At 58.6% G+C, this 19,715-nt stretch carries 19 protein-coding genes; 12 read left to right on the forward strand and 7 right to left on the reverse strand.

Annotation, left to right across the window (positions count from 1 at the left end; genetic code table 11):
* Window positions 1-39: 39 nt before the first annotated feature.
* From GUY40_RS15340 to GUY40_RS15385, 10 genes are all read left to right on the forward strand, one after another.
* A complete protein-coding gene (locus GUY40_RS15340; RefSeq protein WP_166569764.1) occupies window positions 40-1,257 on the forward strand; it encodes an integrase arm-type DNA-binding domain-containing protein in 1,218 nt (405 codons plus the stop codon).
* Window positions 1,258-1,463: 206 nt separating this feature from the next.
* Window positions 1,464-1,751 (forward strand): AlpA family transcriptional regulator, encoded by a 288-nt coding sequence (locus tag GUY40_RS15345; RefSeq protein ID WP_166569765.1) that lies wholly within the window; start codon window positions 1,464-1,466, stop codon window positions 1,749-1,751.
* Entirely contained in the window at window positions 1,748-2,251 is a 504-nt protein-coding gene (locus GUY40_RS15350; protein WP_166569766.1) for a hypothetical protein, read from the forward strand. The genes GUY40_RS15345 and GUY40_RS15350 overlap by 4 nt, the downstream gene beginning before the upstream one ends.
* 103 nt (window positions 2,252-2,354) lie before the next feature.
* Window positions 2,355-5,036, forward strand: coding sequence for a hypothetical protein (locus tag GUY40_RS15355; RefSeq protein ID WP_166569767.1), 2,682 nt, complete (start codon window positions 2,355-2,357; stop codon window positions 5,034-5,036).
* A gap of 198 nt (window positions 5,037-5,234) precedes the next feature.
* Entirely contained in the window at window positions 5,235-5,555 is a 321-nt protein-coding gene (locus tag GUY40_RS15360) for a hypothetical protein (protein WP_166569768.1), read from the forward strand.
* Window positions 5,556-5,610: 55 nt separating this feature from the next.
* Window positions 5,611-5,928, forward strand: a complete 318-nt coding sequence (locus tag GUY40_RS15365) for a hypothetical protein (RefSeq protein WP_166569769.1) — start codon at window positions 5,611-5,613, stop codon at window positions 5,926-5,928.
* Window positions 5,929-6,058: 130 nt separating this feature from the next.
* On the forward strand, window positions 6,059-6,643 hold the full coding sequence (locus GUY40_RS15370; protein ID WP_166569770.1) for a recombinase family protein: 585 nt from the start codon (window positions 6,059-6,061) through the stop codon (window positions 6,641-6,643).
* Between the two features lie 418 nt (window positions 6,644-7,061).
* The gene (locus GUY40_RS15375; RefSeq protein WP_166569771.1) at window positions 7,062-8,375 is read left to right on the forward strand and encodes a hemolysin family protein; all 1,314 of its coding nucleotides are present in this window, start codon (window positions 7,062-7,064) and stop codon (window positions 8,373-8,375) included.
* 516 nt (window positions 8,376-8,891) lie between these two features.
* Window positions 8,892-9,557: a DUF2076 family protein gene (locus GUY40_RS15380; protein WP_166569772.1), complete on the forward strand. Its 666-nt coding sequence runs from the start codon at window positions 8,892-8,894 to the stop codon at window positions 9,555-9,557.
* A 488-nt stretch (window positions 9,558-10,045) separates the two neighbouring features.
* Window positions 10,046-10,624 (forward strand): hypothetical protein, encoded by a 579-nt coding sequence (locus tag GUY40_RS15385; RefSeq protein WP_166569773.1) that lies wholly within the window; start codon window positions 10,046-10,048, stop codon window positions 10,622-10,624.
* 247 nt (window positions 10,625-10,871) lie between these two features.
* Here GUY40_RS15385 and GUY40_RS15390 read toward each other — a convergent pair whose 3' ends face one another.
* The 3 genes from GUY40_RS15390 to GUY40_RS15400 form a co-directional block, all read right to left on the reverse strand.
* Window positions 10,872-11,249 (reverse strand): DUF4175 domain-containing protein, encoded by a 378-nt coding sequence (locus GUY40_RS15390; RefSeq protein ID WP_166569774.1) that lies wholly within the window; start codon window positions 11,247-11,249, stop codon window positions 10,872-10,874.
* Window positions 11,250-12,066: 817 nt separating this feature from the next.
* The gene (locus GUY40_RS15395) at window positions 12,067-12,717 is read right to left on the reverse strand and encodes a CSS-motif domain-containing protein (RefSeq protein WP_166569775.1); all 651 of its coding nucleotides are present in this window, start codon (window positions 12,715-12,717) and stop codon (window positions 12,067-12,069) included.
* A 168-nt stretch (window positions 12,718-12,885) separates the two neighbouring features.
* Window positions 12,886-13,581 (reverse strand): type 1 glutamine amidotransferase domain-containing protein, encoded by a 696-nt coding sequence (locus tag GUY40_RS15400; RefSeq protein WP_166569776.1) that lies wholly within the window; start codon window positions 13,579-13,581, stop codon window positions 12,886-12,888.
* Window positions 13,582-13,772: 191 nt separating this feature from the next.
* Here GUY40_RS15400 and GUY40_RS15405 point away from each other — a divergent pair, with 191 nt between their 5' ends.
* Together GUY40_RS15405 and GUY40_RS15410 are read left to right on the forward strand one after the other, a co-directional pair.
* Window positions 13,773-14,246, forward strand: coding sequence for a nucleoside deaminase (locus GUY40_RS15405; RefSeq protein ID WP_256675770.1), 474 nt, complete (start codon window positions 13,773-13,775; stop codon window positions 14,244-14,246).
* A 30-nt stretch (window positions 14,247-14,276) separates the two neighbouring features.
* Window positions 14,277-15,902 carry a PAS domain-containing sensor histidine kinase gene (locus GUY40_RS15410; protein ID WP_166569777.1) on the forward strand — a complete coding sequence of 542 codons (1,626 nt, stop codon included), beginning with the start codon at window positions 14,277-14,279 and terminating at the stop codon, window positions 15,900-15,902.
* Here the strand turns inward: GUY40_RS15410 and GUY40_RS15415 are convergent.
* From GUY40_RS15415 to GUY40_RS15430, 4 genes are all read right to left on the reverse strand, one after another.
* Window positions 15,890-16,861 carry a lysylphosphatidylglycerol synthase domain-containing protein gene (locus tag GUY40_RS15415; protein WP_166569778.1) on the reverse strand — a complete coding sequence of 324 codons (972 nt, stop codon included), beginning with the start codon at window positions 16,859-16,861 and terminating at the stop codon, window positions 15,890-15,892. The genes GUY40_RS15410 and GUY40_RS15415 overlap by 13 nt on opposite strands.
* A complete protein-coding gene (gene clsB / locus GUY40_RS15420) occupies window positions 16,858-18,081 on the reverse strand; it encodes a cardiolipin synthase ClsB (protein WP_166569779.1) in 1,224 nt (407 codons plus the stop codon). Before clsB ends, GUY40_RS15415 begins: the two co-directional genes overlap by 4 nt.
* Entirely contained in the window at window positions 18,078-18,860 is a 783-nt protein-coding gene (locus GUY40_RS15425; RefSeq protein ID WP_166569780.1) for an endonuclease/exonuclease/phosphatase family protein, read from the reverse strand. The genes clsB and GUY40_RS15425 overlap by 4 nt, the downstream gene beginning before the upstream one ends.
* Window positions 18,861-19,185: 325 nt before the next feature.
* Complete coding sequence (locus GUY40_RS15430) at window positions 19,186-19,551, reverse strand: response regulator (protein ID WP_166569781.1); 366 nt, start codon at window positions 19,549-19,551, stop codon at window positions 19,186-19,188.
* Window positions 19,552-19,715 lie beyond the last annotated feature (164 nt).

Below are 19,715 nucleotides of genomic sequence, written 5' to 3' on the forward strand. Positions count from 1 at the left end.
AACAATTGAGGCATGTACCACGAATGAGGGCTTACCACCATGAGCACGCTGACCGATCTGAAATGCAGGAACGCCAGCTGCAAGCCCGGCAAGAAGATCACGAAGCTGGCAGCCGGTGACAACCTCTATCTCTGGGTATTTGCCACCGGGCAAAAGTACTGGAGGTTCAGGTTCTACAGCCAAGGCAAGGAAGGCTTGCTGTCCCTCGGTGTCTACCCGGCCACCGGCCTTGCCGAAGCGCGCAGGAAAGCCGCTGCCCTGCGCACCGACCTCAAGGCTGGCAAGGATCCGTCGCAGGTCAGGCAGAAGGCTGTCCGCGAGGACAAGCAGGCGCAGGCCGATACCTTCGAAGCCTTCGCCACGGAGTGGTATGAAGCCCGGTCCCACCTGTGGTCGGCGAAGTACAGCAAAGGGGTGCTGAGCGCCTTGCAGACCCATGCCTTCCCCATCCTCGGGCGAATGCCGGTCAAGGATATCGAAGCGCCAGACATCATCGCCGTATTGCACCGGGTCCAAGCTACCGGTGCGACGACGCAGGCCTTTCGACTGTTGAGGATTATTCAGGCAGTCCTTGATTTTGCGATCAACAACGGTCGGCTTGTCCAGAACGTAGCGGTCGGCCGCGAGGGTGCGCTTAAGGCTCACAAGTCAGGGAACCGCGCCCATGTCAGCCAGAAGGAATTTCCCGAACTGGTCAGGAAAATCAGTACCTACGACCAGATTGGTAGCCGCGAAGTGATGCTGGCGCTCCAGCTAATCACGTTGACGTTCGTCCGCGCCAACGAATTGCTGCAAGCCGAATGGACCGAGTTCGATTTTGAAGAAATGCTGTGGGAGATACCCGCAGTGAGGATGAAAACGGACAGGGTATTGTTGGTGCCACTGCCACCGCAGGTGGTGGCAATCCTGAAGGATCTGAAGGTCATGAATCCCAACAGCAGATTCATTCTGCCCGGACGCGGACGGCAAAAGGGTATTGCCAGCAATTCACTGCTCAACGCCTTGAAGCTGTTGGGCTACGGCGGGAAGCAAACGGTGCATGGTTTCAGGCATGTGGCGAGTACCTACCTGAATGAAGCCCGCGAGGGTGACGCACAAATGTTCGATAGCGACGCGATTGAAATGCAGCTGGCGCACACCATTGGAGGTACGCGTGGGCGCTACAACAAAGCGAAGTATCTGGCCGAGCGCAGGCGGATCATGACCTACTGGGCGGACTACGTGTGTGGATTGGCAGAACAGGACGGGAAGGTCTAGGATAGTGACAAGGGCATCGCACATATCACGTCCTTGCACCCCAGCAGATTGTACGTGATATGGCCCATGGATACGTAAACGGCAAGACGGTTCTAAACGCAAGCGCGTAAAGGCGCGGTGGAGCTGGGGCGACGACGAAAGCTTCGAATGCGAAACGGATGGCTACCCAAGGTAGCCGGTCAGTTTTCGAGTCGGAGCTTTTTTTTATGTCCCGTATTCCGTTCGACGATCTTCCAGACTGCGCTGTTATTCGTCAGCCCGTTGTCCTCGCCGTCACTGGCTATTCCAAAGCCACGCTGTGGAATCACATCCGCGACGGTAAATTCCCTCAACCCGTGCAAATCGGGCCTCGGTCGATTGCTTGGCGCGTGTCCGATATTCGCAAGCTGCTCGCATCCTTTACCACCAAACAGAGCATCGACAAGAACGTCGCCAAGGCCACCGCAGTTCGGCAGGCCAAGCGCGCCCTGCTTGCAGAGGGGGCTGCATCATGACCAGCAATTACAAAACCGCCATCCATGAAGCCGGCCACTGTGTGGCACAAGCGCGCTGTGCTTTGCAGGGGGGCTGGACCTCGATCATCCCCGATCCCGAAAATAATTTAGGCGGGTACTGCGAAGGCGAAAGCTCGGTTGATTCCCGGCACGAAGCGCTCAGGGTCACGATGGTTTGTCTGGCCGGGTACGCTGCCGTCGTCGCCAGTGGCATGGGCGAGGCCGTGGCCCTTGAAGGTACGGGCGATGACTTCGAAAATGCCGCCTATTTGGCCCTCGACTGGAACCTGGGCACGCGCCAGAGGTTGAAGTCCAACGCTGTGGAGATGATGCGCCAGCCCGAAAATGTCCGTGCCGTGGCACTGGTGGCCGAACACCTTCTGATCCACCGTCGTCTCGATGCTGATTACACAGACGTGTTGATCTCGGTCAGCGACGGGGAGACGACACAAGGCGAGTGGGATGAATTTCTCATGCTGCGCAAGCTGAGGGGGGCATGACATGACCAGCATGAAAAAGCCCCCTGCCGGTGACGCGGCGGAGAGGGCTGAGGGAGCAACACAATGTACCGTTGATCCTAGTCCTGATAGCGGGACTGGGCAAGTGCTTGGCATCGAGCTTACGCTCTTCAACGCGCATAACCCTACCCGGTTGAGCAAGCGCTTTGAGCTTGATCGGAACGGCGAACTGGTCAAGGAACCGGGCGGCGCGCTCTATGCCGGTGAAGCCCGGAAGCTCAAGCTGTCGGGGCTGGACGAATTCGCCCAGCTGCTGACCGGCCTGACCCCAGCCAATGCCCTGAGCTACGGCATCAACGGCCATGACCATGCTCTCGTGGTCAGCAAGGCAAAACTGGCGACCACGGTGGACGATAGCCTGCCGATCATTTCTCGCGACAGGGAGCACATGGGATGGTCCGCAGGCCCAGGTATTCTCCTCGGTGACTACGATCCCGCCGATGGTGAGGAAAGCCTGTTGCCTGAAGCGCTTCTCGACCTTCTATATACAACCTGCCCGGCCTTGCACGATGCGCCACATTTACTACGGCCTTCGGCATCCAGCTGCATCTTCAACATGGATATGGCTGAGAAGATACGTGGTGTGCGTGGCATGCACATCTACATGGTCGTGAAGGATGCCAGCGATATAGCGCGCGCCGGGCAAGTACTCTTCGACCGTCTTTGGTTGGCCGGTCATGGCCGGATCGCGATTTCCAAGAGCGGGGCCATGCTGCTGCGCGGGCCTGTGGATGCGTCGGTTTATCAGCCTGAAAGGTTGGATTTTTGTGGCGGTGCCGAGTGCGTCGCCCCATTGCAGCAGAAGCTGCCCGAGCCTCTTATCTTCAACCCGGATGCGCAACCGCTGGATACCCGGAGCGCCTTGCCCGATCTGACGAAAGCCGAGAGGGCCAAGCTGCTCCAGCTGCAAACCGATGCGAAGGCGGCGTGTGCAGCGGAAGCGGCGGCAGTGAAGGCGCAGTGGCTGGAAGGCCGGGTGAAGGAGTACGTCGAACGCTACCCGGACACGCCTGAACCACGTCTGCGTGAAGTGCTGAAGCAGGCCGTTGAAGGTACGACGCTCGGACCCGAGTTCATCCTTTACACCTCCGACTGGCAGGCGGTCACGGTAGCCGAGCTGTTGGCCGATCCCGAACGCTGGGACGGAGAGTACCTGCGCGATCCCCTTGAACCGGACTATGGATCTACAACGGTATGGCTCAACCTGAAGGGAAACAGCCCCCATGTCTTCAGCCATGCGCACGGACTCAATGCACGTTATGGCTTGACCTTGGCACGCGCGACCATCCAGCTTGTGTCCGGCGACCGGCCCAAGACTGTCGCCGCCGCCATCGCGGCCTTGCGTGAGGAAGGTCTGCTCTTTGAACATGGAGGTGAAGTGGTGCGGCTGGTCGAGGGCGGTGTGCAGCCGGTCGCTGTGGAATGGCTGCTCATTCATCTTGGAAAGCTGATCCATTTCACGAGATGGGATGTACGGAATCAGGCAATTGTCACGACCGACTGCCCGCAGGATCTGCCAAAGCAGGTACTCGGTCAGCGCGGCGAGTGGGGGCTGCCGGTGCTGCGGACCGTCATCAGCGCACCGATCATGCGGCTGGATGGCAGTGTGTTGCAGGATCGCGGCTACGACGAAGCCACCGGACTCTACCTGACCCAGCAACCCGAAGTGCGCATCAACACCCGGCCCAGTAAGGCCGAGGTCGTCGCGGCGTTGCGGCGGATCTGGTATCCCTTCAAGGAGTTTCCCTTTGCCACGCCGACGGATCAGGGGGTGATGCTGGCCGCGATCTTCACCGCCGTCATGCGTCCGATCCTGCCGACTGCGCCTGCCTTTGGTTTCGACGCGCCTGCGGCGGGCAGTGGCAAAACCTTGCTGACCGAGTGTCTAGGACTGCTGGCCGGAGTGAGCGCGCCGGCGATGATGCCGCCGGTCGCGCAAGAGGAAGAACTGCGGAAACGGTTGCTTTCGAGTCTGCGCACGGGCAAGGCGGTGATCGTCCTCGACAATCAGGTCGAGCGCCTCGACAGCGCGGCGCTCTGCACCTTCCTCACCAGCTCTGTGTACAGCGACCGGATGCTGGGGCAGAGCCTCACGCTCGCCTTTCCGAACACCGCATTGTTTCTCCTGAGCGGCAACAACATCCGGCTGGTGGGCGATCTGGCCCGGCGCGTCCTGACCAGCCGTCTCGATGCGCGGATGGAGCGGCCGGATCGGCGCAGCTTCGACCTCGATCCGAAGGCGTGGGTAGAGCAGCATCGGCAGGAGATGGTCCGCGATGTAATCACCGTACTGCTGGGCTATCGGGTTGAAGGCAGGCGTCGTGGCAAGAGCAGGATGGCGAGCTTCGAGACCTGGGACGACGTGGTAAGGCAGGCGGTGCTCTGGGCAGCTGAGCTCGGCGTCGTTGAGCTGGGTGATCCCTTTGACGCAATCGATACGGCGTTCGCCCAAGACCCGGAACACGCCAAGCTTGCGGCGCTGTTGCACGGACTGCACGAACTCTTCGACGAGAAACCGAAGAAGGTCGCGGAGATCATCAAGGCAGCGCATGACCAGCGCTTTGCCTGCTTTCGCGGTGTGCCGGACGAAGATCGGGGTTTAGCCGCAGTGCTGGAAGAAGTCGCCGGCGAAGGGCACGGCATCAATCCTCGGAGGCTGGGCCGTTGGCTTGAACGCCATCAAGGCCAGATCATCGATGGTTTGCGCCTTGAGCGCGGTCCCAGCCGCAATGGGATGGCCACATGGACGGTGCGCCGGGTCAAGTGAGCCGAAGGTGGGTTTGAGGGGTTTTGGGGGTTTTCCAGATAGCTAACGCGGGATTTAGCAAATGAGAATAGTTCTTATGTATATGCGTATGCTAAATAGGGCGGGAGCGGTGCAGAAAACCCCCAAAACCCCTCAAACCCACCTTAAACCCCCGAGTCAGGTTTTGCGGTTCGTTGGCGCCGCAGGTAGGAGGTAAAGATGATGAAACCCAAACTTTTGGTGCATGGGTCATACGCCCGGACCATCGACAACCCGGCTGAAGTCGAAAGGTTGCTCAGTCAAGGCTGGCTGCTGGCACGGCCACGGGCCAAAACCAAGGATGCCAAGCTCATGCGGTTGTTGCGGGAACGTCGCCGGGCTGCTGGATGGCTGTCACTCTACTTGTGGCTGTCGCCGGATCAGGTAGTGGCTGTCAAGGCAGCTCTACGCCCTGGTGAGGGATATGCCGATCTGCTGGTCCGTCTGGTGAATCAACAGAGTCGTTGTGATGAAAACTCCATGGTGGACGCAGACAATTAGAAATTGGATCCTATTCCCGAGCGGACAGGCCGAACGCCCGAGGTAGGCTGCTTTTATGAAAAAAGAATTAGACGAAGCACATAAAGCTTATGCACGCCGCAAATGTAAGGAAATGGTTGAGGGGTTGAAAAGAGACGAAGCGCATCGGGATTTTGTGCGGGCTAAATGCAAGGAACATCATCTGCTTGATCTGGAGGACACCGGCATCACGGCCGTAATCCGTATAGCCATCGCGCACGCGCCGTTGCTCCGTGATATGCCACCAGAGCGCCAGGCGCTTTACGTGCACAAGCGGGTCGGTCTGTTGGTTGATGTGGATCCGGAGCGCGTGGACAACGTGCTGAGGTTTATGCGGGAGCATTGCGGTTTGTGACGCTCAACAAACGGTCGTTAAATGATACCGGCTGCCAAGGGCGTTATCAGGTATCAACAAAACGGCTTGCGGCTTTGGTGATACGGGTTAGACTGATACTAACGTTTGTTGATACCAGAGGAGATCCGTCATGAGCCGCGTATTCGTTTATGCCCGTGTCAGCACTGAAGACCAGACCACTGACAACCAGGTGCAGGAGGTACGGGCCGCAGGCTTCGCTGTCGAGCCTCAGCGTGTGATCGTGGAAACGATCTCGGGCGGCACGGTAGCTATGGAGCGCCCCGGCTTCCAGAAGCTGGTAGAGCGCCTGGAGAGTTCGGACGTACTCATCGTCACCAAGCTGGACAGGCTTGGCAGATCCGCCATCGATGTGCAGACCACGGTGAAGTCACTGGCTGATCGTGGGGTCAAGGTTCACTGCCTGGCCTTGGGCGGTGCCGACCTGACCAGTTCGGCGGGCAAGATGACGATGACTGTCCTGGCCGCTGTCGCAGAGTTCGAGCGTGATCTGATCATCGAGCGGACCCAGGCCGGGTTGGCGAGAGCGAAGGCAGAAGGCAGGAAGCTGGGCCGACCCGTAGCCACCGGCACTACTGCGCAGGTGCAGCGGCTGAAGGCTGAAGGTAAGTCACAGCGGGAAGTGGTCGAGAGTTCAGGACTGAGCATCGCCACGGTGAAAAGGCACTGGAGCCCAGCCCATAGGGTACGGTGCTAGAACGCGCAGGGGGCTTGAGAAGGTGAGGATGAAACTGACAGAACAACCCAAACCACGCCTGATGACGTTGTTGAACTTGGCTGAGAGAAGGCCAGCTAATCGCTCAAACCGGCGCAGGCCGGGCGAAATCAGGCGTTTACAGGTCGAAATAATCTGTAATCTGTTCGAGGTTGACCTGAGTTTGACGCGGTTTCAGCCTGCTGTAGGATAGCTGCCCCTTATACAAGAGGAGCATCCGGCTAGACCGGCTCTTTATGGACAGTCATAGTTGTCGATATCTTGAATCTTCAACAGCACACGTCCCCCTGTGTGCTACCACCGCCACACCCAATACTTCCTTCGCCCTTGCCAAAGCCGAGCCTTCGTTGGCACTGATGCCTGCATTTGCCCAACACGCAGTCGATCAACGAGGTAGTCAATGGAAATCATGATTCTCATCGGTCTGATTGTGCTGAACGGCATTTTCGCAATGTCTGAGATCGCACTGGTCACCGCCCGTAAAGCACGTCTCATGAAGCTGGCCGCAGATGGGGATAACGCAGCATCTGTTGCCCTCAAACTGGGGGAGGATCCCACCAAGTTCCTTTCGACCATCCAGATTGGTATCACCTCCATTGGTATCCTGAACGGTATTTTCGGTGAAGCAGTGCTGGCTGCACCGCTTTCGCAATGGTTGCAATCGTTTAATGTGCCGGAAAGTGTTGCAAGCATTGGTGCAACGGCTGCTGTTGTCATAGTTGTCACCTACGTTTCGATCGTGGTCGGAGAGCTGGTTCCCAAGCGCATTGGCCAAATCAGTCCGGAACCTATCGCGCGACTCGTTGCACGCCCAATGCAGGTACTGGCGCTCATTACACGCCCATTTGTGGTGCTGTTGACAGTGTCTACGCATGCATTGCTTCGCCTATTGGGTGTCAAGCAAAACAATCAGAGCGGCGTCACGGAAGAAGAAATCCACGCCATGCTCGAAGAAGGGTCTGAGGCAGGCGTCATTGAACAGCATCAACATGAAATGGTGCGAAATGTATTCCGACTCGATGACCGTCAACTGGGCTCGCTGATGGCTCCACGCTCGGATGTCGTTTTCATTGATGTCCAGCGCCCCGCCGAAGAAAACCTAAAAATTCTGATTGAGTCTGAGCACTCGCGTTTCCCGGTCTGCGATGGTCGACTCGATAAACTTATCGGTGTTATCCACGCTAAGCAGGCCCTGGCCCGCGTGGCAAAAGGTGAAACTCCAGACTACTCGGCAAACCTCCAACCCTGTGTGTATGTCCCCGAAACACTGACAGGCATGGAGTTGCTGGAGCAGTTTCGTGCCAACGATATGCAGATGGCATTTGTCATTGACGAGTATGGAGAGATTGAAGGCCTGGTGACCCTGCAAGATGTCCTAGAAGCCGTCACAGGTGAGTTCACACCCCGTAACGCGGACGACTCCTGGGCAGTGCAACGTGCTGATGGCTCATGGCTGCTGGATGGCGCTATTCCAATTCCTGAGATGAAAGACCGCCTTGAACTCAAGACCGTGCCTGAGGAAGACAAGGGCCGTTATCACACTATCAGTGGGATGATAATGCTGTTGCTTGGGCGTGTGCCCTCGACAGGAAACAGTGTGGACTGGAATGGATGGCGCTTCGAGATCGTCGACATGGACGACAAGCGAATTGATAAAGTACTTGCCACTCCGATTGTGAATGGGGAAGCAAGCGAAGAAACCATCCAGCAGTAAGTGGTGCACAACGTTTAGTCTGACCGCGCTTTAAGCAACCGCCGCCCTCAGAGCGCCACCTTGTTCAGAAGGCTCCTGAGGGAGGTGTTGCTTGGCGGGAAGAGTAGAGGTAATTACCACCGTTGCAAAAGTGCCCCAGCATTTTCCAATGGTGGGCTTGTTCCTGAAGCACAAACTCGCTGGAAAGTGCCATCGAGGCAGATTCGCTTTCTTCGAAACCTTTCATACTCAAAGCAGCCCAAACTGAAATTTTCTGCTAATCACCTGGCGGCCGATGATGTCAGTCGCGCATGGATCCTGATGTCGCGACAATCACCTGGCGGCCGATGATGTCAGTCGCGCATGGATCCTGATGTCGCGACATGTGGGTGAAAGACTAGGATTGTCAATGCGCAGTATGGTTCGCACATAGTGCTCCAACGAGCAGTGAAAACTCTTGAAATAGCTGTTTTTTGACATCGCTCAGGCCGCTTCCGATGATGTGCGCATCCAGCCATGAGGCATTGAGTGAACACTATGCAACCTGAAGAGAAGAACCTGATTGATGGACTTTTTTCCCGCCTGCGTGCTGTGGAGGAGCAATCCGTACCGCGAGAGTCCCAGGCCGACGCATTTATCAGCGAGCATGTTGCTCGTCAGCCTGCAGCACCGTACTACATGGCGCAGGCTATCATCGTGCAGGAAAATGTTATCCAACAGCTGGACGCTCGTATCAAGGAACAGGAAGCGGAGATCGACGCTCTCAAGCGTGCCCAGAGCGGTTCACAGCAGAACAGTGGCGGCTTCCTAGCCGGCTTGTTTGGCGGTCGCAGCCAGCCTCAGTCAGTCGAGAGCCCATCGACCAATTCATTAGCTAGCAACTCCGGAGCACAAAAGTCTCTTGCCGGGGGGCGTTTCGGACAGCAACCAAGTGTAGGTCAGCAGCCAGGGTTCGGCCAGCGTGGTATGCCAACGCAAGGTGGTGGCTTCCTCTCGGGTGCCTTGCAAACGGCTGCTGGTGTGGCTGGGGGGATGGTGCTTGGTAACATGCTGATGGATATGTTCCAAGACGAGGATGCTGATCAACTCGCTAGCCAAGACCGTGCCGAAGAGCCCCAAGTGGCTCAAGAGGATCCCGCATCAGACGAGTATTATGCTGACAATGGCTTCTTCGATGGTGGAGACGACGAAGAGTTTGTTTGATCCCGCAAAATGAGCCTTCCGTGCCGGCCTTCATGGCCGGCGCAGTTTGTTAGGTGCGTCAGGCATGGCGCGTTGCGCGCAAGCACAACCAGTTCGCTATAGTGACCACGCTGGTGGCTTGGAGCTGAAAGCCCTCTGCACACCCGGCAAGGGGAAGTGTTAGCCAGAAGCATTAACGTCCACCGCCCCGCCGAAGAAAACCTAAAAATTCTGATTGAGTCTGAGCAATCGCGCTTACCGGTCGGTGATGGTCCGCTCGGTAGCTGTAGCGGCTTGCAATCGAAAACCCGCTGGCTCGCTTTCGTCAGTCGCAGATAATCTGAGCTCAAATTCGCGTTGATTGCGAGCCCGACCGTTTTCGATTGCAAGCCGCTACAGCTAGGCGTTATGCAGCAAAGTGGCTTTTGCGAAGTGTGGCCCCACGGGGGATGTGCAAACGACAGCTTTCGGCCCAGACTGTGTAAAAACGTCTTTGAAGGTATAGATTAATGACTGCTCGGATTGGTCAGCCAAAAACCGGGGGTAGAAAGCGCGGTTCCGTAGACCGGGAACAGCGCAAGGTTCTGACCGACAAGATGGCGGCGGACCTGATGTGGTGCTATGCCAAGCTGGGCGGGCGGGCTTGGCTGCTGGAGTTCGCCAAGGATCAACCGGGTGAATTTCTTCGCCAAGGATTGAGTCGGCTTTTTCCGCCGCCGCAACGAGACGATATTCCTGACGTTTTGGTTCAGCAACAATTTAACTCGGGCCTGACCGATTTTGAAGCGGCTCGACGCGTGGCTTTTTGTCTGGCAAAAGCCGCCTACGAGCAGAAGGCCCTTGAACCTGTGCCCAAGATCACCCCGCAGGAAGCCTGCCGAGTGCCCCACCCCGACACCCCGCCACTTCTCCAGCCTGAAGTCGTCGAAGATCCCGAGCGCACCAAATGGGCCAGTGAGCTACACCTGTCCGATGAAGAGCGCAGGGATCGCCGCCTGATCGAGCAGACGCAGAATGCGACGCTTGCAACCTATAGCGGCAGCTCAGCCGAACAGGCGCTGGCAGCGGTCAAGAAATCGTTGTTGTAGGGCGATGCTCGGTGAAATCCAAGATCAGTCACAAGGGTATGCGGCTGTGGTTTTCGCCCAGCTGCTTTACGCAAACGGCAACTCCGACAAAATCGATTCAGCAAGGGTCGCTGGCCCTTGCTGAAACGATTTTGTGAGATCGACGATTTGACCAGAAAAACAGGTCGAGGGCTGGATGAACGAAGGCTGACAGGTCTTTGGGCAACTGAGTGGTGGCGCCGGTACGGCGTCCACCTTGAACGACTTGTTAGGTAGACCAAGCCTTTGTTAGCGCACCGACAACGAATATGACTACCACAAAGGCCAACTGATAAAAGGGGAGTACGATAAATAATAATCCGCTTTGTGGATCAGGCTGCGCAAAGAACCCAAGCCAAAACAGGTACAACCCGAACATCAAGACTGCCAAGGTTGAAACAACCAAGACCGCTGGCCAATACCCACTCGCCGTGGCTCGACGCGCGAGCATAAATAGTGCCGCATACGGCGAAGCAGCCCAAACCATTACCAGAGCCAAGAATGTAAACGACCCTGAATCAGAGCCTTGGGCGGCATAGGCAGTCAGACCTAGCGTTAAGAGGCCCCCCAGAATTGCGATGGCTTGTGCAATGGTTTTGAGGAGCATGCTTACACTCTCTGGGCGCACCTAACTAACCTTCAACGTCTAGGCTGTGGGAGCCTGATCTGTACGACACCATCTCACATCGGTGACGCCGAATTGTTCAGCCGATTGGCAAATAGAAGCGTAACTACCCACCCAACTCGACACGCCTTCGCGCAAAGCGACACCTGAATGGAGCAGCGCGTAATACACCGCATCGTGTCCGCAGAGATTGTTTTCGAAGCACCGCATGACTACCTGTTTGCCTTGATAGGTGTAGCTGATCGTATATGCCATGACTCTTCCCTGCGTAAAGGCAAATGGCCAGCTATCAGGATAGTCAATCGCGTGGTGTCACCATCGGTCGTTCCGACCAGCGTCAACCGCCCCGAGCTGAAACGCCAAGGGCTTGCATCGCTCCGTTGGCGACCGGGGCGCACACGACCTTTTTGCAGGCTACGCTTGCAGGGGGGTGTCAGAGTAGGAGCAGGGCCAGTGGAAAAGTTTGCTGCGATGGTCATCATATCGGTCTGTGTCGTTGTCTCTGCGGGTATCTGGGCGAGCTACTTGGCGACACCCTAGCTAGGAAACCCCAGCCTTCACCCAAGGCACTAGGCTTGCAGGAACCCTCCTATCAGGAAAGCGATATGCAGCCAGTGAACAGGTTTGCTGCGATGGTCTTGGTGCTCGTCTGTCTCATTGTCGCGGCAGGCGTCTGGGTGAGTTACTTCCTTGATCGAAGCCCTGTGTTGGTGCCCTGACCCGACCAACGGGTAGCCATTGTGGTAACCAGAAGGTGGCATATTGCCACACTCCGGTGTTTACGCGGCCTGTAGCGATGTTATGCGCAGTAGCCATAACGGCGTGAGGTTTGCTTCACATGGTGCTCGGGGTTTTCCGGGATGTCTTCCGTTCGCACGTTGCCCAACCGGTCCAGCCAGGCCGCACCCATTTCCAGTATCAGGGGCGTCTCGTCGCCGCGGATGTCCAGCGCGTCGAGCAATGTCTGACCATCGACGATCGCGGCGATACCCTGTGGGTCACTGTAGAGTCGGTAGTAAAGCATCGAGCTGTCCGGCGTCGTCGGGTTGCCCTGGCGCAACCAGAACTTGCCGTCATGGAAGTTGGCCGGATCCAGCGGCGCAGACATCACGCCTTCCAGCGAGCTGCAGTACATTCGGTTGTTGCGCACCAGGGTCAAGGACCGCAGGTAGGTTTCGCTGACCACGCCCATGCGCAGGGTGGAAAGCGCGGCGTCACAAGGCTGGCCGGCCAGGTAGCGGATCTTGCCCGCAGCGGCGCTCACCCGGTCCATGACCGCTTCGGTCTTGTGCAGCCCCATAATGGTCGCCTTGGTGGCGCTTTGCGCCAGGGATCTGTCGACTTGCGTATACAAAACCAGCAGCCCGGCGACAATCGGGGTCAAGCCTACCGCAATGGAAACGAACAGGAGCTTGCGTTTATCGCGAACGCTGGTGCGTAGTGGTGTCATGGCATTCCCTTATGTTGGATGAAAAGTGCCGCCTTCCCTGGCGCCGCAACGGCAGGGTGCAGGCTCACTTCATCGAGCATAAGGTCAAGCCTGGGCGGCTTCGAGACGATCAATGTGGCCTTCTTAAGCACACGGCGTGGGCACTTTCGCCGCTACCGGTCGGAGCACCTATCGAATGCCGAGTCTGGCCAGCACTTTCTCGGCAACGGCCTTGCTGGACGCCGGATTCTGGCCGGTGATCAATCTTCCTTCCTTCGAGTCGACGACGACATAGGATGCCCACGGGTCTTCGGCCTTGCTGTACAAGCCGCCACGTGCCTCCAGTTCATTTTCTGTGAGAAAAGGTACATCCTTATCCAGTTCAACCAGTTTTTCTTCGGTATTGGAGAAGCCGGTGACTTCCCGATCCTTGAGCAGCAGGGAGTTGTCGGAAAGCTTGATGTTCAGCAGGCCCACGGCGCCGTGGCAGACCGATGCAACGATACCGCCGCGCTCGAAGATGTCGCGCGCCAGGGTTTGCAGCGCGGTGTTGTTGGGGAAATCCCAGATCACGCCGTGACCGCCGGTGTAATAGATCGCCGCATAGTCGCTGGCCTTGACCTGGCCAGGCGCGAAGGTGGCGCCCAGGCGGTTCATGCATTTCTTGTCCTGGTACCACGCCCATTCGGCTTCATCAGCCATGTTCATGCTTTTAGGGTCAATGGGGACATAGCCGCCTGCAGGGCTGACAAAATCCACCTGAACGCCCTTGGCTTCCACCGCCTCGACAAAGTGCACGGCTTCGCCCAGCCAAAGCCCGGTGGCACGGTTATGTTCAGGGTATTTGGCGGTGTTGGTTACAACCACCAGTATTTTTGTGCTCATTGGCGCTCTCCTTGAGTGGACGGCAGTTCCATTACCCAAAAAAGCCGGTCGGCAAAGCGTATAAAGCATAGCTCCGTTATGTAATGAGTCACGTTCCGGTCGTCTGCCGGTTTTTTTCAAATGAAGCGGTGTTGTTGACGCTGGCAGTCTGCTAATTTCCTGAAATATTTCATCACAGGAAGGAACCCCGTATGAACCCCTCTTTGCCCAAAGACGCTGTCGTGCATCCGGACCCTTTCATGCAGGCAGCCATTGACGAAGCCCGCAAGGGCCTGGCTGAAGGCGGCATTCCGATCGGTTCGGTGATCGTGCACGACGGCAAGATCATCGGCCGCGGCCACAACCGCCGCGTGCAGGATGGCAGCGCGATTCATCACGGCGAAATGAATGCCTTCGAGAATGCCGGGCGCCAACCGGCCAGGGTTTACCGTGAGGCCACCCTCTACACCACTCTGTCGCCCTGTTCCATGTGCAGTGGTGCGATTCTGCTTTACCGAATCGGCCGGGTGATCGTTGGTGAAAACAAGACGTTTCTGGGCGAAGAGCAGTTGCTCCGTGACCGTGGCGTGAAGCTGGACGTGTTGCAGGACCCTGCGTGCATCCAGATGATGGAAACCTTCATTGAGCAGCATCCGCAGTTGTGGAATGAAGACATCGGGGTATAACCAGGCGTTTTACAGAAAAGGAAGTCTTGCATGCAGGTGATGTCTTTCGATTCGTTCCCCAATCAGCGCAGCGAGATGAGCGACAAGGTCCGCGCCTTCGACTGGGGATCGACATCGCTCGGGCCGATGCACAGCTGGCCCGCGGCCTTGCGGATTGCCGTCGACATGCTGCTGGTGTCCAAATTTCCCGGATGCCTGGTGTGGGGGCCGGAGTTGCTGGCGATCTACAACGACGGCTTTCGCCCGATCCTGGGCGACAAACCCGAAGCGCTGGGCCGGCGCTTTGACGATATCTGGGCGGAAGCCTGGGACACCATCGGGCCTATTGCCTTGAAAGCCTACCGGGGCGAGGCCACGTTCATCGAGAACTTCCCGCTGGTGGTCAATCGCAACCAGCCCGAACAAGCCTGGTTCACCTTCTGCTACAGCCCGGTCCGGGATGAAAACGGTCGGGTCGTTGGTATGCTCGATACAGTGGTCGAAACCACCGAACAGGTGCGTGCCCAACAGCAGGTCAAGGCGCTGGCGGAAAAATTCGAGCGCCAGGTGGTCGAGCGCACGGCCGACCTGAACCGCGTGTGGGAAATGTCCTCCGACCTGATGCTGGTCACCCGCACGGACCTGACCATCACGGCCACCAACCCGGCATGGCAGCGGGTCGTGGGTTGGAGCGAGAGCGAGTTGGTTGGGCGCTCGATACTGGATTTCGTCCATCCGCAGGACATGTTGATCGCTCAGGCCAACGTGGCGCGCCTGGTACGTGAAGCACAGCTGACCGACACTGACTGCCGCTTGCTGCACAAGGACGGCAGCGCGCGCTGGATCAACTGGGCAGCGGTTTCGGCCAGTGACTGCTTCAGTGCCGTGGGCCGTGATGTCACCGAAGAGCACGAGCGAGCCGAGGCATTGCAGCGGGCAGAACAGCTGTTGCGCCACAGTCAGAAGATGGAAGCCGTAGGGCAGCTGACGGGCGGTTTGGCGCACGATTTCAATAACTTGCTGACCGGCATCAGTGGCAGCCTTGAACTCCTCAAGCGGCGGGTCGATGAAGGCCGCAGCGATGACCTGCAGCGCTACATCGATGCCGCGCAAGGTGCTGCCGTGCGGGCGGCGACCCTGACCCACCGGCTGCTGGCCTTCGCCCGACGCCAGTCGCTATTGCCGGAGCCCACCGACATCAACCAGCTGATTGACGGCATGGATGAACTGATCCATCAGACCATTGGCCGCTCGGTGACCCTGGAACTGGACCTCACTGCCAATCTGTGGCCGGTGATGATCGACAGCCATCAGCTCGAAGGCGCGCTGCTCAACCTCTGCATCAACGCGCGCGATGCCATGCCGCTGGGCGGGCGGTTAAGCATCAGCACGCGCAATTACACCCACGAGGTTGCCCCCCTGGGCGATGAAGACCTGCCGCTAGGCGATTATGGCTGTCTGCAGGTTCTGGACACCGGCTGCGGCATGAGCCGCGAGGTCATCGAGAGAGCCTTTGACCCCTTCTTCACCACCAAGCCCGTGGGGCAGGGGACGGGGCTTGGGCTGTCGATGGTCTATGGCTTTGCCCGGCAGTCGGGTGGGCGCGTGCGGATCGAATCGGCGCCAGGGCCGGGTGCGGCACTGACGCTGTATTTGCCTCGCCATCAGGTGGTTTGATCGCGGTGGTGAGCTTTGGTGCTGCGGTTACGCCGCTCCAGCACCAGGTACACCACACAGGCAATCGCCAGCGGCATCAGGAAGTACAAGGCCCGGTAGCCAATCAACGCGGCCAGCAGGGTGCCTTTGGAGTATTGGTCGTGCTGCAGGGTGATAAACACCGTCTCCAATACCCCGAGCCCCGCCGGGATATGGGTGATGACACCGGCAATGCTGCTGATCAGCAGCGTTGCCAGAATGCTCGGGTAACCGCCCTTGTCCGGCAGCAACAGATAAATCAACGCCGCCATCAGGCACCAGTTGGTCACTCCGAGGCTCGCCTGCAAGGCGGCGAGCTTGAACGATGGCAGGGTGATTTCGTGTTTGCGCACGGTCCAGGTACGCCGTTTGGCAAAGCGACAGGCCAGCAGATAGAGCATGGCAAGCGCCACTAACAGCACGCCGATCAGGCGCAGGCCGCCGGCGCCGATCTTGAAGGTGCCAGGCAGGTCGGGGAAGCCGAGCGCAAACACCGTCCCGGCCACCAACAGGTAGCCCAGCCAGTTGGTGATCCAGCCAAAGGTGAGAATGCGTGTGATCGTCGGCACGTCCAGCCCCAGCTTGGAATACAAGCGAAAGCGCAGCGCCACGCCGCCGACCCAGGCGCCGAGGTTAAGGTTAAAGGCATAGCAGACAAACGCCAGCGGCAGGATCTGTCGAGCGCGCAGCGTGTGTTCCGTATAGTGGCGCCCCACCAGGTCGTAGCTGCTGAACACCGCATAGCTGAGCAGGGCAATCAACCCGCCCAAGGCAAGCGTGGTGACGCGATAAGACTGCAGCGCGTGCTTGACCTCTTGCCAGTCCAGATTGCGCACCAGCATGAACAGCAGCACCGCCACCAGGATAAAAAACGCCAGGGTCAACAGCCGCTTGGCCCAACGCCCCTTTTTCGCGCGCTTTTCAGACGTGGGTGTGCTCATGGATGAACCTGCGGCGTGTCTTCCAGGTCACGGGCCTTGGTGCTCAGGGGCGTAATCCTGGGTGAATGTGCCGGCAGCCAGCCAGCGATGGCCGGGAAGTGGCGCAGAAAGTGAAAGGTCAGAAAGATCAACGGTGCCCGCCACCAATAGGTGCGCAGCACCCGTTGCAGGCTGACCGACTTGCAGCGGCTGTTCGCCAGCTCTTGCAGGTGGGTGTAGAGCCGCTCGTTGAAGGTGCGGTCGCGGATGAACAGGTTGGCTTCAAGGTTCAGTGACAGGCTCAACGGGTCCAGATTGCTGGAGCCTACGGTCGACCATTCATCATCCACCAGCGCGACCTTGCCATGCAGCGGCCGCTCGCAATATTCGGAAATCACGACCCCATCGCGCAGCAAGTCGTTGTACAGCAGGCGTGAGCACAGGCGCACCAGGGGCATGTCCGGCATGCCTTGCAGGATCAACGTTACCTTGACCCCGCGCCGGGCCGCATTGCGGATTTCGTGCAGCAGGCGGTAGCCGGGGAAAAAGTAGGCATTGGCGATGACCAGGCGCGAGCGGGCACTGCGAATCGCACGCAGGTAGTGCTGCTCGATATCGTTTTTGTGGTGAATGTTGTCGCGAATGCTCAGCAGCATGCTGGCGTGGGCGCTGTCGGGGTCGATGGGGGCAGGGTGGCTGCGCCAGAGCCTGGGGTTGCGGTGTACCCGGCTGGTTTCATCGAGCAGCTTCAGCACGGCCTGGTGCAGGTCTGCGACGATCGGCCCGCGCACTTGCACGGCATAGTCCTGCTTGGCCATTTCACCGAAGTCGGCCAGGTGATCGGCCGAATAATTGATGCCGCCGACAAACCCCACCTCACCATCGATCACCACGATTTTGCGGTGCATGCGCCGGAACAGGTTGGTGCGCATGCCCATCAGCTTCGGGCTGGGGTCAAAGGCTTGCAAGCGCACGCCGACATCGCTCAAACGCTGCAAATAGGCTGCACTCAGGTCGGCGGTGCCATAGCCATCGACCAGCACTTCAACCCGTACGCCGCGCTCTGCTGCATCGACCAGCACCTGCTGCAGCTGCTCGCCGACCTTGTCTTCAAAGATGATAAAGGTTTCCAGCAGCACCTCTTCCCGGGCGCGGGCAATGGCTTCGAACACCGACGGGTAGTACTCCTCGCCGTTGATCAACAATTGCACCTGGTTACCGCTCTGCCATGTGGTTTTCATAAATGCACCTCGACAGCCAGTGGCAGATGATCGGACAAGTGCGTCCACGGTTTGCGGCCCAGAATCCGCGGCTTGCTGGCCGTGGCATTGCGCAGGTAAATACGGTCCAGCCGCAGCAGTGGCCAGCGCGCCGGAAAGGTCTTGGCGGGCGCGCCGAGGGCCTGGCTGAACACTTCCGTCAGGGCGCTTTCGGCCAGTTGCCGGTCTGCGCGCTGGCGCCAGTCATTGAAGTCGCCGGCAACGATGACCGGGGCATCCTCCGGTATTTCATCGAGCAGTTGGCACAACAGGTTCATTTGCTGGCGGCGCTGGCGTTCGCTCAAGCCCAGGTGCACGCACACAGTATGCACTTCGGTCTGGCCCGGCACCGCCAGTACCGAGTGCAACAGCCCGCGCGCTTCGGTGCCGTGAACGCTGATGTCGCGGTTGTCGTGGCGCAGGATCGGGAACTTGGACAGCAGGGCGTTACCGTGTTCGCCATCGGGGTAGACGGCATTGCGGCCATAGGCAAACACCGGCCACATGGTGTCGGCGAGGAATTCGTATTGGGGGATATCGGTCCAGTTGTCGAAGCGTTTGCCGTGGTGGCGATGGGTGCCGAGCACTTCTTGCAGGAACACGACATCGGCGGACAGCGTGCGCACCGCATCGCGCAGCTCCGGTAGCACGAAACGCCGGTTCAGGGCGCTGAAGCCCTTGTGGGTATTGACCGTCAGCACCCGCAGTGAGCGGACCGCGGGTGCCTGCTCGAGTTTCGGGCGAGGGTGGGGCGTCGTCATGCGAGAGTCCTGGATGACCGTCGGAGGTGTCTAAATTCCGACTCGGGGCGATACAGGAAGTTTCAGCGCAGCGGATGCACGGTGTGCACCTCATTATGTTCGGGCATACCCCTGTAGGAGCACGGCTTGCCGCAATGCCAGTCAGTTAAGGACCTGTAGGAGCGGACCCGGCCGCGATGGGCTGCGAAGCGGCCCCGGCGATTCTGAAACCGCCGGCACTCGCAAGATGATTCGCAGATGTCACAGGTCCAAGGGGCCGCTGCGCGGCCCATCGCGGCCAGGTCCGCTCCTACAACACGTCCATCGCGGCCAGGGCCCACAAGGGTTAGTGCCCCAGCACGGCCCTGACCTTGTCGCGCAGCTGGTCGATGGAGAAGGGTTTGCCGATCACGTGCATGTCGGCCGGCACGTCGATGCTTTCGGTGTAGCCACTGGCGAACAGGATCGGCAGGTCGGGTCGCACCTGGCGTGCGGCGGCGGCGAGTTCGCAGCCGTCCATGTCCGGCAGGCCGACGTCGGTCATCATCAAGTCGATAATGTTGCCTTCGTCTTTCAAAAAGCCCAGTGCGGCATCACTGCCGTCGGCCTCCAGCACCTGGTAATCAAGCTCCTCCAGCACATCGACAATCAGCATGCGGACGATGCGGTCGTCTTCGACGACGAGGATGGTGCTGGCGGCAGTGTCGGACATCGTGATTATCCCAGGTCAATATTTGTAGGAAAGAGGCTCGGGACCGTCATCCTGATCAGTACGCGGCAACACAACGAAGTACCGTGTCATTGGGCGTGCGCAGGATAACGTTGCTTACAGATGAAGGGAATTTATCTTGCGACCCAGCGCTCCAACACTGGCCA

It is taken from the genome of Pseudomonas sp. R5(2019), from assembly GCF_009905435.1.
In the GTDB taxonomy this organism is placed as follows: Bacteria; Pseudomonadota; Gammaproteobacteria; order Pseudomonadales; family Pseudomonadaceae; genus Aquipseudomonas.